Origin of the sequence: Novosphingobium fluoreni (assembly GCF_014196615.1) — a bacterium.
Taxonomy (GTDB): Bacteria; Pseudomonadota; Alphaproteobacteria; order Sphingomonadales; family Sphingomonadaceae; genus Novosphingobium; species Novosphingobium fluoreni.
This window is the reverse complement of sequence record NZ_JACIDY010000004.1, coordinates 125,283-137,693: the sequence shown is the minus strand read 5'-3', so window position 1 is coordinate 137,693 and position 12,411 is coordinate 125,283. Positions and strand designations below refer to the sequence as shown.

10 protein-coding genes are annotated in these 12,411 nt (G+C 61.2%); 5 read left to right on the top strand and 5 right to left on the bottom strand.

What is annotated here, in order from left to right; genetic code table 11:
• Positions 1–12 precede the first annotated feature (12 nt).
• Both GGR39_RS09800 and GGR39_RS09795 read left to right on the top strand, forming a co-directional pair.
• The gene (locus GGR39_RS09800) at positions 13–2,133 is read left to right on the top strand and encodes a 3-hydroxyacyl-CoA dehydrogenase NAD-binding domain-containing protein (protein ID WP_183616964.1); all 2,121 of its coding nucleotides are present in this window, start codon (positions 13–15) and stop codon (positions 2,131–2,133) included.
• 169 nt (positions 2,134–2,302) lie between these two features.
• Complete coding sequence (locus GGR39_RS09795; RefSeq protein ID WP_183616963.1) at positions 2,303–3,073, top strand: enoyl-CoA hydratase/isomerase family protein; 771 nt, start codon at positions 2,303–2,305, stop codon at positions 3,071–3,073.
• 50 nt (positions 3,074–3,123) lie between these two features.
• On the opposite strand, the gene GGR39_RS09790 is transcribed toward GGR39_RS09795, so the two are convergent.
• The 5 genes from GGR39_RS09790 to GGR39_RS09770 all read right to left on the bottom strand — a co-directional run bounded on the left by GGR39_RS09790 (position 3,124) and on the right by GGR39_RS09770 (position 9,839).
• A complete protein-coding gene (locus GGR39_RS09790; protein ID WP_183616962.1) occupies positions 3,124–4,554 on the bottom strand; it encodes an aromatic ring-hydroxylating oxygenase subunit alpha in 1,431 nt (476 codons plus the stop codon).
• A gap of 26 nt (positions 4,555–4,580) precedes the next feature.
• Positions 4,581–5,738 carry a serine hydrolase domain-containing protein gene (locus GGR39_RS09785; RefSeq protein ID WP_183616961.1) on the bottom strand — a complete coding sequence of 386 codons (1,158 nt, stop codon included), beginning with the start codon at positions 5,736–5,738 and terminating at the stop codon, positions 4,581–4,583.
• A gap of 292 nt (positions 5,739–6,030) precedes the next feature.
• Positions 6,031–7,758, bottom strand: a complete 1,728-nt coding sequence (locus GGR39_RS09780) for an FAD-binding protein (RefSeq protein WP_221226062.1) — start codon at positions 7,756–7,758, stop codon at positions 6,031–6,033.
• 255 nt (positions 7,759–8,013) lie between these two features.
• Positions 8,014–8,742, bottom strand: a complete 729-nt coding sequence (locus GGR39_RS09775) for an enoyl-CoA hydratase-related protein (RefSeq protein WP_183616959.1) — start codon at positions 8,740–8,742, stop codon at positions 8,014–8,016.
• The gene (locus GGR39_RS09770) at positions 8,739–9,839 is read right to left on the bottom strand and encodes an epoxide hydrolase family protein (RefSeq protein WP_183616958.1); all 1,101 of its coding nucleotides are present in this window, start codon (positions 9,837–9,839) and stop codon (positions 8,739–8,741) included. Before GGR39_RS09770 ends, GGR39_RS09775 begins: the two co-directional genes overlap by 4 nt.
• Before the next feature lie 145 nt (positions 9,840–9,984).
• On the opposite strand from GGR39_RS09770, the gene GGR39_RS09765 reads away from it, so the two are divergent.
• The 3 genes from GGR39_RS09765 to GGR39_RS09755 all read left to right on the top strand — a co-directional run bounded on the left by GGR39_RS09765 (position 9,985) and on the right by GGR39_RS09755 (position 12,305).
• Positions 9,985–10,206 (top strand): hypothetical protein, encoded by a 222-nt coding sequence (locus GGR39_RS09765; RefSeq protein WP_183616957.1) that lies wholly within the window; start codon positions 9,985–9,987, stop codon positions 10,204–10,206.
• Between the two features lie 140 nt (positions 10,207–10,346).
• The gene (locus tag GGR39_RS09760) at positions 10,347–11,108 is read left to right on the top strand and encodes an SDR family NAD(P)-dependent oxidoreductase (protein WP_058736617.1); all 762 of its coding nucleotides are present in this window, start codon (positions 10,347–10,349) and stop codon (positions 11,106–11,108) included.
• 30 nt (positions 11,109–11,138) lie between these two features.
• Positions 11,139–12,305: an oxidoreductase gene (locus tag GGR39_RS09755; protein ID WP_183616956.1), complete on the top strand. Its 1,167-nt coding sequence runs from the start codon at positions 11,139–11,141 to the stop codon at positions 12,303–12,305.
• Positions 12,306–12,411: the final 106 nt, after the last annotated feature.

Below are 12,411 nucleotides of genomic sequence, written 5' to 3'. Positions count from 1 at the left end.
CGAAGCGACCCCATGTCCCTAAATCCTGAAGACGCCGTCCGTTACGATGTGCGCGGCGATGTAGCGGTCCTGACGATCGATTTCCCGCCGGTCAACGCGCTCGGCTTTCCGATGCGCGAGGGCATGGTCCTGCGTCTGAAGCAGGCACAGGAAGACTCGGCAGTGAAGGCCATCGTCGTGATCGGCGCGAACGATCGCTTCGTCGCCGGCGCGGATATCCGCGAATTCGGCAAGCCCAAGCAGGGCCCGGAATTGCTGCAGATCCAGGAGATGATGGAGAACAGCGAGAAGCCGGTAGTCTGCGCGATCGATGGCCATGCGCTGGGCGGCGGCCTGGAACTGGCACTGGCGGCGCCTTTCCGCGTCGCCGCTTCGCGCGCCAAGATTGGTCTTCCCGAGGTCAACCTGGGCCTGCTGCCCGGTGGTGGCGGCACGCAGCGCACCACGCGCATCGCCGGCCCCGAGATCGCGCTGGATCTGATCCTGAACGGCAAGCACATCAGCGCCGCCAAGGGCAAGGAACTGGGGCTGATCGATGAAGTGACCGATGGTCCGGTGCTGGACGCCGCGATCGAGTTCGCAAGGGCTCGCGCGACAGAGGGCGGCCCCTTCCCCAAGACGGTGGAGCGTACTGACAAAGTGCAGAACGTCGATCCTGCCATCTTCGAGAAAGAGCGCAAGGCGGGCGCGAAGAAGTGGCAGGGCATGGTCGCTCCCTTCAAGATCGTCGACTGCATCGAGGCGGCCTGCACGTTGGGTCCGCGTGAAGGCCTGCAGTTCGAGAAGGAGGCGTTCAAGGTCTGCTTGGAAGCACCGAGCCGCGCCGCGCAGGTTCACCTGTTCTTTGCCGAGCGCCAAGCGGCCAAGGTCAACGACCTGCCTGCCGACGTGAAGCCACGCCCGATCAAAAAGGTCGGCATCATTGGCGCCGGCACCATGGGCGGTGGCATCGCGATGAGCTGCGTCAACGTTGGGCTGCCGGTCGTGCTGCTCGAAGTGAAGCAGGAAGCGATCGACGCCGGCCTTTCGAAGGTGCAGCAGAACTACGACATCTCGGTCAAGCGCGGCTCACGCAGCCAGGCGCAGGTGGACAAGGCCATGGGCCTGATCACACCGACCCTGGACTATGCCGACTTCCGCGACTGCGACATCGTGATCGAAGCCGTGTTTGAGAACATGGCCGTGAAGAAGGAAATCTTCGCCAAGCTGGACGAAGTGTGCAAGCCCGGCGCGATTCTTGCCACCAACACCTCTGCACTGGATATCGATGAAATCGCTTCGGCCACGAAGCGGCCCGAAGATGTCATCGGCACGCACTTCTTCTCGCCCGCCAACGTGATGAAGCTGCTCGAGAACGTGCGCGGTTCCAAGTCGTCGCCCGAGACGATCGCCACGGTGATGGCATTCGGCAAACAGATCGGCAAGGTTCCGGTTCTGGCGGGCAATTGCGAGGGCTTCATCGGCAACCGCATGCTCAAGGCCTATGGCACAGAATCCGAGCATCTGCTGGAACAGGGCGCCACGCCTTCGTCGATCGACAATGCGCTTAAGGCCTTCGGCTTCCCCATGGGCATCTTCCTGATGCGGGACATGGCCGGGCTCGATGTCGGCTATCGGATGCGGCAGGGTCGTATCGAAGCCGGTACGCTCGATCCGAATTCGCCCAGCTATACCCCGCTTGCCGACCGCATCGTTGAGGCGGGACGGTTGGGCCAGAAGACCGGCGCGGGCTACTACAAGTATGACGGACGCGATGCCACGCCCGATCCGCTGGTCGAAGACATGCTGATCAAGATCGCACAGGACAAGGGCATCACCCGCCGCGAAATCAGCGACGAGGAGATCGTCGATCGCATTCTGGGCGTGATGGTCAACGAAGGCGCAAAGATTCTGGAAGAAGGCATCGCACAACGCGCCAGCGACATCGATGTGACCTATGCGTTCGGCTATGGCTTTCCCAAGTATCGGGGCGGCCCGATGTTCTGGGCGCAGCAGAAGGGCCTGGACAAGGTGCTGGAGATCGTTCGCACCAACCACGCCGCTTCCGGCGATCGCTGGAAGCCGGCCAAGTTACTGGAAGAGCGCGCTGCTGCCGGTCAAGACTGGGATGGCAAGCCAGTCGCCGCGGCCTGATAACGCAAGGAGCCGACCCGCTATCCAAAGCGGATCGGCTCCCTACCGAAAGCATCGATTTCGGGGAATGCTCCGAATTCGTGATGCCACAGCGTAGGGCGTACCGAATTCATTGCATTGCGGCGCAACGAACGTCTTGGGTGCGATACGTATCAGGAAAGATCTGAAGATGCCCCAACCCGATTATTTTAGCCGCTATGACAATATCGCGTTCAGGCGCGAAGACGGCATCCTGGAGATGCGTCTTCATACTCGGGGTGGCCCCGCACTATGGGGCTTCTGGGGCGGACTTCACCGCGACCTAGGCTTGGCCTTTCGGGACGTGGCGGAAGACACTGCCAATCGCGTGGTCATTCTGACAGGGACCGGCGACAGCTTCATCGACGGCTTCGATCTGGAAAGCGAGGCGATGCCGCCGATGGGGCCGGACGCTTGGGACACGATCTTTCGCGAGGGCCGACGGCTCCTGCGCAATCTGTTGTCTATCGAAGTGCCAGTGATCGCCGCAGTCAATGGGCCAGCAACGATCCACGCGGAACTGGCCGTGATGGCGGATATCGTGCTTGCATCGGATACGACGGTATTCGCAGACAAGCCGCATGCGTTGGCCGGCGTGGTGCCGGGCGACGGCGTCCACGTGATCTGGCCGATGCTGCTTGGCCCCAATCGCGGACGATACTTCCTGCTGACGGGGCAGGAGATCGATGCACGGGAGGCCTTGCGCCTGGGCGTGGTGGGCGAAGTTCTGCCCGCGGGCGAACTGAATGCCCGGGCTTGGCATCATGCACGCACTTTGGCCGCGCGCCCGGCAATGGCCAGCCGCTATACCCGAATGCTGCTGACCCGCGCACTGTCCGCCGGCTTGGAAAGCGAGCTTGGCCAAGGGCTGATCATGGAAGGCATGGCCATTCTCGGTGCGAGTGCCCAGCAATCACAGTGACAGGAACGGGGCCGGTTTCTTGGTCCGGCCCCTTCTGCACTACACCACGATCAATCCCAATATTTGACGGGCATGTCGATCGCTCCGGAGACGGTTTGCATGCCCTTCACCAGACTCTCTTGATCGGCACCGCCGAGGAAGCCGTCTTCCAATCGGTGGAAGTTGCTGATCAGGCCTTCCATCTGGTTCGACAAACGCATGAATTCGAAGCCCGCGCTATGTAGTCCACGCTGCTGGCGTGGAAGATTGGCATAGTCCTGCCGCGGGATGGGCGGCCAGCTGGGATCGTCATGCGGCTTGGGCTCCGGCATCTCGGGTACGGGAGGCTCCTGACCTTCGGGATAGCGCTTGAGCGACCACAGCTCGAAGATGCACTCCTCCGGCCCGGTCGGCCTGATGCGATAGGACGATGCAGCTCCGTGCACCGGCAGCATGAAGAAGTGCGGGAACAGGAAATTGACGTTCGTCGCCAGCTGCTGCTTGTCCAGCGCGTTGAAGTCGCCGCAATCCATGCCATTGTCTTTGTAGTACTTGGTAATGGCGTCGTTCAGGATCACGCGAAACGCGGCCGCCGCTTCGGCAGGATGCTTGGGCAACGGCGTATCGCGCAGCGAACGCACCACTTCCACTTCCTCCGGACTGGTCATACCCGCCATGCCCTCGCTCAGCGTCTGCATGACTTCGGCGTAAGCGTCGATGAATTGCCGAGAGTCCACCTCCTCAGGCATCGTCGACCCGACCGTCATCCAGAAGGTCACGGTGACCGTGTCATCCGGAAGCTTGAGATAGCGCGCATCACCGGGCTTGTTGGTGACGCCATAGGGCAGAAGCTGGGGATGCGTCGTGGCGACGTGGTAGCCTTCCATAAAAGCTTCCATGGCCAGCTTCCAGTTGACCGGAAGTTTCGCCGCCAGCCACCATTCGGCGCGCAGCTGTTCGGCCTTGAAGCCGTCCATCTTGCGGCCGAACTCGCCCAGCGTATCGCGCAGCGGCGGAGCGTCGTTATCAAAGTTGATGAACGCGCAACCCATCCACGTTTCCAACCGGACCGGCACCAGATCGAGGTCGGCCTTGCACATGTTTTCGGCAGAGAATGCCGTTTCCTCATAAGCGAAGGTGTTGTTGCCGTCCTTATCCCAGCGCCAGCCGTGGAAGGGACAGATAAAGCCGCCGCGCGCCTTGCCGCGCTTCTGCACCAGTTCCACGCCGCGGTGGCGACAGTGGTTCTGATACGCCTTCACTTCCGTCGCGGAAGTACGCATCACGATCACGGACTGGTCGAGATTGCGATACACCGCATAGTCGCCCACTTCTGGAATCTCTTCCAGTCGTGCGGCCATCTGCCACACGCGGGGCCAGAGGTGCTTGCACTCCAGATCGTAGAATTCCTGGTCGTAGTATCGCTTGGCCGGGATGCGATCGGCCTGCGTCACGGCAAACGGCACTTCGCCGCGCAGTCCCTTCGTGCTCAGTTCGCTCATGTCTTTTATCCTCTCCCGCGCCGTCCTCAGTCGATGCCGAGTTCCTGACGGATAGCATCTGCGACGATCAGCGCGGTATCGTCGTCGCGAGTGTAGGGTGATTGCAGGCGGTTATGCGTGAAAGCGACGGCCAGTTTGGTTGCGGGATCGGCAAAGCCGATCGAGTTGCCCGCCCCGGGGTGGCAGATCGCACGCGTGTGCTTGGCAGCGGCGACCGGGGGCTGCTCGCCGCCCAGCCAGAATCCGGCGATCCCCAGCGGGACCGGCTGACCGAACATCACAGGATCGGGCTCATCGCTCATCGGGCGCGGTGTGTTGAAGGTGCGGACGAGATCCTCGGACAACACCCGTACGCCATCTAACTCGCCACCTTGGGCCAGCATTGCCCAGAAACGGGCGCAGCTCTTTGCGGTGAATACGCCGCCGACACCCGCGATTTCCGCCTTCCGGACATCGGTCCGCTCGAACACCGCAGGGATAAGGTCCACCTGCGGCGGCATCGAAGCCGTGTAAAGCGGCGGCAAATGCTCGGGCGGTAGCGACGGTCGCGCTTCGATCTGCTTGGCAACACGGGGAAACTGGTCCTCGGGCAAGCCAACCCAAATATCCGGCGCATTCAACGGCGCCGCGATTTCGTCGCGGATGAATCGCCCGATGCTGCGCTGCTGCGGATCGGTGCGGCGCACGATCTCACCCACGATCCAGCCGAACGTCATCGACAGGTAAAGCGCCTTCTCCCCTGGAGGTGCGAGGGGAGTGAGGGCGGCGATGCCCTTTGTCATCCAGTCCCAGTCCACCATCGTTTCCGGCGTCACGCCTTCGGGCATCTGGGGAATACCGGCGCGGTGCGTCAGAACATCGCGAACGGTGGTCGCCTCCTTGCCGTTGGCGGCATACTCGGGCCAGTAGTCGGCAACCTTGGCATCGTAATCGACCAAGCCGCGATCAACCTGGATATGAAGGGCAGTAGCGGCGAAGGGCTTGGTGACCGAATACATGTTGAAGAGCGTATCGCCCGTCACCTCACGCCCGGTATCGGGATCGGCGATGCCCGCCGCCACATCCACCACCAGCTTGCCATCCAGATAAGCGGCGACCTGAACGCCGACTTCGCGTCCATCGTCAATCAGCTGACGCACGGTCTGCTCGACTAAGGGTGTTTTGGGAGCGGCGGCGGTGCTCATATCTGCTTTCCTTCCTGCACGCCCAAAGGCGCCTTAAACTTCGCGGGTCCGATCACTTTTTCTACCTTTCAACCAGAGGTAGGGGACGGTGACCAAATTCCGAGCTCGAACGATGCAGCATATCGAACCTTCATGCGTGCTGTACAAGCGTTCGCCCCGGCAGATATCATGTAGACGTTGATTTGCATCCCTGTCGCTGCCGGACTTGAGTTGGGCCGTGGCGCGACCTGGCTTAAGCCCTCGCTACCCCTTCGCGAGCCTTATACCGAGCATCGATCGTTCCCATCCGAACTTAATGCATAGAGGCGTTGTGGGATTTCTTCAGAACATCCTTGGCGGCGATGTATCCAAAGACGAACGATGGCGCGATGCTGGCGCCGGCCCCCGGATAGGTGCGGCCCATTACCGACGAAGTGGAATTACCCGTCGCGTAAAGGCCTTCGATGACCGAACTGTCCTTGCGCAGCACCCGAGCTCGCTCGTCGGTGACGACGCCACCGAAAGTGCCGACGTCGCCCGGATACATGCGCGTGGCATAGAAAGGCCCCTTGGAGATCGCGCCGACGCACGGGTTCGGCTTGTGCGTCGGGTCGCCGCGGAAGCGATCGTATTCTCGTTCTCCCTTGTGGAATTCCTCGTCCACACCGGTTTTAGCGAAATGGTTGTAACGCGCCACTTGCGCGGCCAGACCCGCCGGATCGATCCCCGCTTTCTCAGCAAGTTCCTCAATCGTATCTGCCTTGACGAGGAACCCTTCCTCAAGCCACTTCTTCACCGGCTTCATTCCTGGCAACAAGTTGCCGTAGGCATAGTTCTTCATCGCGCGATCATCGAAGACGGCAAACGCCGGGATTGCGCCCTTCTCATACATCTTTTCGCCTAGTTCCATGTAAGAGCTGGCTTCGTTGACAAAACGATTTCCGGTCTTGTCCACCCACATATAATGCGGAATGGCGACATCGGCGTTATGCATGAACGGGAAAGGTGATCCGTCTTTGCCAATGGCGCCGGTCGGGTTTTTCCCATCGGCTGTAAGAGACGTCGGCACCCACACGGCAAGGTCCAGATTTTCGGTATCCGCGCCCAGGCGGATCATCTCTTCGATCATTTCGCCCGTGTCACCGGGATTGGCGTTCGTCCATTTCGCCGTGATTGGCCCGCGCTGATACTTCTGGCGCATCTCATGATTGCGTGAGAACCCACCGACATTCAGCAGGATGCCGTGGCGGCTGCGTACCATCACACGCTTGCCCTGGTACATGCCCTCCACCGCCACGACGCGGCCGTCCTCTTCAACCAGATGATCGGTGGCGAAACCGGAGAACACCGGAATACCGCGCTTCAGCGTCATTTGCAGCATCCGGGACTGGATCGCCCCGCCTGCCGCCACGATCCGCCGACCCAACACCTTGTTCCGCGCCATCGCAAACAGCACTTTGCCCAACGTTCTCTTCGCCGCCATCGTCCGCTTGAACATCAGCATCTTCATCATCGTCAGCGCGTTGAACGGCACTCCGGTGAAAGGCGCGTAGAGCGAGACCTTGTCCGCCCACGGCCCGAGATCACGCAAGTCGAAAGGCTCGGCTACCAGAGAGCGACCACGGGGCTGGCCACCATCGCGTTCATCGTAGTAATCCGCCCAGCCATCCGGAAACTCAAACTTCATGCCTTCGTCTTCCAGGAACTGGACCATTTCCGGCCCCTCTTCCAGGAAGGCTTCGCGCCGTTGCGGCGTAGTGCCCTTGCCGACAAAATCGACAGTGGCATCCATGTAGCGGTTTGCCAGTTCCTTCGTATCATGCACGCCGTGCCGCTTGATCACGTGATTGTTGGGAACCCACCATACCCCGCCGGAAAAACCGGTCGATCCGCCGATCTTGTCGAGCTTTTCCAGAATCACGGGATTGAGCCCCGCCTTTTTGGCAAAGAGCGCCGCCGCCATCGAACCGCCGCCGCTGCCGACGATGATGAAGTCATACTCGTTTTCGAGCTTCAGGGATTCGGGGGCGGGCAGTGCCACGGGCAACCTCTCTCTAAATGTGTTCATTGATTTAATCACCGATATGCAGTGAACGCAACATTACTCCGCGCGCGGTGTCTCATCCTTGATCTCAGCGTATTCGCTGGTGATCCGGAACGGATGGCAGTCCGTCTCCAGAGGGTGACAAGGCGAACTTCGCGCAAGCGTGGGATAATGCGTGCCCAAATTAGCCAGGGCTTCAGACGAAAGCGGGTCGAAGCTCGATGCGAACGTCATCTTGTGCCTTTTCAGGCCTTAAAGCGTCGTATTCCAGGACATCGCGCCGCGGGCTTTGCGCTTGGCCAAGGCTGCCTGCTCGATCCGAGTCGCCTCGGCCAATGTCAGGTTGGCCGCATCATCCACCACACCTCGCGCAGTTGCGATCAATTCGGGATCGTGCGCAGCGATCTGCGTGGCCAAAGTCACCGCCCGGCTGACCAGCGCCTCGGCGGGCATGACTTCGTTGACCAAGCCGATGCGCAACGCGGTAGCCGCATCGATCGGGGCACACGTCAGCATCATTTGCTTCGCCCAGGCCGTGCCGACCCTGTGCGGCAGCCGCGATCCCATGCCACTTCCAGAAAGCGCGCCGATCTTGGCATGGGTATCAGCGAAGCGCGCTTCTTCTGCTGCGATCGCGAAATCGCAGGCCAGCACCATCTCTAGTCCGCCGGTAAATGCCGATCCACTGACCGCGGCGATAATCGGCTTGCCCAGATGGGGGATCGACGTGATTAGCTCGGTCACCAAATGACGCGGCGCGTCGGGCACGGAGAAGGTTTTGAGATCCAGCCCGGCGCAGAACGCGGGCGGCGTACCCGTGAGGATAGCGACACGCCAACGCGCATCGTCTCGAAAATCGGCAAAGGCGTTTGTCAGAGCATCAAGAAGCCCAAGATCGATCGCATTGCGCGCGGCCGGACGATTGAGCGTCAACATCAGAACGCCCTCAGCCGGCTCCTGTTTCAGCAAGACTTCGGTCATGAGCGACCTCCAAAAAAAGCGATCACATCTTCCGCGAAGGCCTCGGGCTCTTCCATCGCGGCGAAATGCCCACCAGCGGACATCTTGCTCCAACGCTGCACATTGTACGCCTGTTCAGCCAACCGGCGCGAGGGCATCGGGTAGAACTCGCCGGGGAAATGCGCGAGGCCGGTTGGCACCTCGACCCTGCCCCCGGCGCGGGCCTCATGGTTGCTGCCGTAATACATCCATAGGGAGGAAATGACGTTTTCCGTCACGAGATAGGCCATCATATTGGTGATCAGATGATCCTTCTCGAATCGGCTCTCAATATCGCCGCCGGTGTCGCCCCACCGGCGAAATTTCTCCAGAAGCCAGCTGGCCCAGCCTACGGGGTTGTCGTGAAGGGCCAGCCCCAAGGTCTGCGGCCGAGTACTCTGCTGATGGTGATATCCGCTTTCTTCCTGCATGAGCGCGCCGACGGACCGCCAGTATTGGGCGAGTTCGGGATCGTCCGAAGATTTGGGCGACGGCCCCATGAAGAAATTGAGATGGATCGCGGCGACAACGTCCGCGTGGGTCACGCCAAGCTGATGGGTCACTGCAGAGCCCCAGTCCCCGCCCTGTGCGAAGAAGCGCGGGTAGCCCAACACATCGACCATCAGCTTGCGCCACATGGCAGCCACTGTTGCCGGGCCGATCGGCGTGACCGGGCGTCCGGACCAACCGTATCCGGGAAGGGAGGGCACCACCACGTCGAACCCCGCCGCGACCAGCTTCGGGATCACAACCAGAAATTCGATCACCGAGCCCGGCCACCCGTGCGTCAGGATGATCGGCAGAGCTTGCGATCCGTCGCCCCGAACGTGGTAGAAGTGGATATCAATACCATCAACGTCCGCCATGAATTGGGGATATTGATTCAGCAGCACTTCCTGCGCGCGCCAATCATAATGTTCACGCCAATAGGCCACGAACTCGGCCAGGTAGTCTCTGTCCGTGCCCCAAGTCCAATCCCTGGCCTTGGGGGCATAGCCGATCTGCGTATCAGCGAGGCGTGTTTGTATCCGGGCGAGCACTGCCTCTGGCACATCAATCTTAAACGGCCGCACGCTCATACAATCTCTCCTGTCCATCTTGCCTGCCCCGCCGAACGCGATGGGGCCAGAGGTCCGCGCCAATGATCGCGTCGGCGATGAAATTTGCCCGCAAATATCATATCCCATGGGATGAGATTGCCGGTACGCGGACGGAAACGTAACGGTGAGCCTTTCCGGCATATCATCTTGCTTCCTGATCGAAAGCGAGATCAGAGATAAAGACCAGGCGCGCGCGTCACACAGTGTCGCACTGCTGGAAAACTTCCCGCCGCGGTGCAATCCGGTTGATGATCCTGTTACGCGCGGCCTGATGGAATGTCTCCGCCGCGTTGAAGCGGCCGGCGACATGGCACGTCGTTCAAGACGCGAGCCGCTACCGGCCTGATCGTCACAGAAGCAGGGCCGCGCCCATTTCCACTCGCGTACGATCGCAATGGCGATCGTGTGGGGCATGGAAGCGTGATAGTCGGCTGCAGTTGGCTTGCCGCCGGCCGGTGAGCGTTCCTGACACGAGCATTTAGACTTATGACTGACCTTTCCAATCGCGTTGTTCTCATCACCGGTGCCTCGTCCGGCCTGGGCGCCTGCTTCGCCCGTGCCGCTTCGGAGAATGGCGCTGCCGTCGCCCTGGCCGCTCGCCGCGCGGATCGTCTGGCTGACTTGAAGGCCGAGATCGAGGCCAAGGGCGGCCGTGCAGTCGCCGTAGAAATGGACGTCGCCGATGAAGCTTCCGTCAGCGCGGGCTTTGACGCCGCTCAAGCCGCGCTCGGTCCGGTCAATTCGGTCATCGCCAATGCAGGCATGAACTATCCCAGTTCGGCCCTGGGCATTCCGATCGCCGAGTTCGACAAGGTGATGGACGTCAATCTGCGCGGCGTGTTCATCACCGCTCGTGAAGCCGCCAAGCGCATGATCGCGGCGGGTTCGCCCCAATCGGGCGACGGGCGTATCGTCCTTGTCGGCTCGGTGGGCTCGCACCGTGTGCTGGAAAAGCTGGTCGCCTACAACGCCTCGAAAGCCGCCGTGCTGATGATGGGCAAGGCTCTGGCGAAAGAGTGGGCGCAGAAGGGCATCAACGTGAATGTGGTCTGCCCAGGATGGATCGCGACTGAGCTGAATAGTGAGTGGCTGGCATCGCCTGCCGGCCAGGCCCTGATCGAAAGCTTCCCGCGCAAGCGGGCAATGGAGCCGGCTGACTTGCTGCCCCCGATCATGCTGCTGTTGTCGGACGCTGCGCGCACCATCACCGGCGCTTCTTTCGAACTGGATGACGGGCAGTCGCTCTAAGCCATAATTTCCGTTCAACAGGATCAAACCATGGCTGATGCCTTTTCTCCCGCCGACATCCAGGATCGCCTTCGCCCGTTGATGACCCCGCTGTCGGTACGCGGCCTTAAAGTGGCCAACCGCATTGTCATGGCGCCGATGACGCGGGAGAAGGCGACCGGCCGGGTCCCTAATGACGAAATCGTCGGCTATTATCGCCGTCGCGCAGAAAACCATGTCGGCCTTATCGTCACCGAGGGCGTCGGGATCGACGATCGTGCTGCAGTCGATATGCCGGGTGTTCCGGTGCTTCATGGCGATGCCGCCTCGGCCGGGTGGCGCAAGGTTGTGGATACGGTACACGATGCCGGCGGCAAGATCATCCCCCAGCTATGGCACCAGGGCGCGATGCGCGATGCCGCCAACAGCACGGACCCGGAGGTCGGCCCGCGCCGCCCCTCAGGCGTTTTGGGCCCGCTTGGCAAAGTGAGCCTGGAGCCCGGCCACGTCGAACGGTTGCGACCCGATACCGAACCGATGAGCGAGAATGACATCGCCGATGTCATCGCTGCCTATGCCCGCAGCGCCGCCAACGCCGCACGACTAGGCTTTGATGGCGTGGCGATCCACGGCGCGCATGGTTACATGATCGACAACTTCCTGTGGGCGGGCACCAATCAGCGTACCGACCGCTGGGGCGGCGACCGTCGTCAACGCGCCACCTTCGCCGTTGAAGTCGTCCGTGCGATCCGGCGCGAGATCGGCGAAGACCTCCCGATCATGCTGCGCTTCTCACAATTCAAGATGCAGGACTACAACGCTCGCCTTGCCGATACGCCGGAGGAACTGGGCGAAATTCTGGGCCCGATCGCCGACGCCGGCGTCGACATTTTCGACGGTAGCCAGCGTTATTTCGATACACCGATCTTTGAGGGATCGCCCCTGAACCTGGGTGGTTGGGCCAAGAAGCTGACGGGCAAGATCGGGATGTGCGTAGGCGGGGTCGGCCTGGACCAGGGCAAGCGTGACCATCACATCGATTCCGGTTCGGGTGCTGCCGACAATCTCGGCAAGGTGATTGCTCGTTTCGAGATGGGGGAGGTCGATTTGGTCGGCGTGGGCCGCTCACTGCTGAACGATCCCGCATGGCTTACAAAGGCGCTACGCGGTGAGCCGTTTTTGCCGTTCGACAACGGCAGCCTCCAGCGCCTGACCTGAGCGCTTGGTTTTCTGGCTCGTATCGCGCTTGTGATCATCGGCAAGGCCGATGGCAATGGCTCGCCTGCGAAACTAGTGACCACAAAAGCATTCGGAAAGATGGAGA

Bases quoted from the DNA above. Each gene is read 5' to 3' on its own strand.
- GGR39_RS09800 (WP_183616964.1), top strand. From the start codon at position 13: ATGTCCCTAAATCCTGAAGACGCCGTCCGTTACGATGTGCGCGGCGAT.
- GGR39_RS09795 (WP_183616963.1), top strand. From the start codon at position 2,303: ATGCCCCAACCCGATTATTTTAGCCGCTATGACAATATCGCGTTCAGG.
- GGR39_RS09790 (WP_183616962.1), bottom strand. From the start codon at position 4,554: ATGAGCGAACTGAGCACGAAGGGACTGCGCGGCGAAGTGCCGTTTGCC.
- GGR39_RS09785 (WP_183616961.1), bottom strand. From the start codon at position 5,738: ATGAGCACCGCCGCCGCTCCCAAAACACCCTTAGTCGAGCAGACCGTG.
- GGR39_RS09775 (WP_183616959.1), bottom strand. From the start codon at position 8,742: ATGACCGAAGTCTTGCTGAAACAGGAGCCGGCTGAGGGCGTTCTGATG.
- GGR39_RS09770 (WP_183616958.1), bottom strand. From the start codon at position 9,839: ATGAGCGTGCGGCCGTTTAAGATTGATGTGCCAGAGGCAGTGCTCGCC.
- GGR39_RS09760 (WP_058736617.1), top strand. From the start codon at position 10,347: ATGACTGACCTTTCCAATCGCGTTGTTCTCATCACCGGTGCCTCGTCC.
- GGR39_RS09755 (WP_183616956.1), top strand. From the start codon at position 11,139: ATGGCTGATGCCTTTTCTCCCGCCGACATCCAGGATCGCCTTCGCCCG.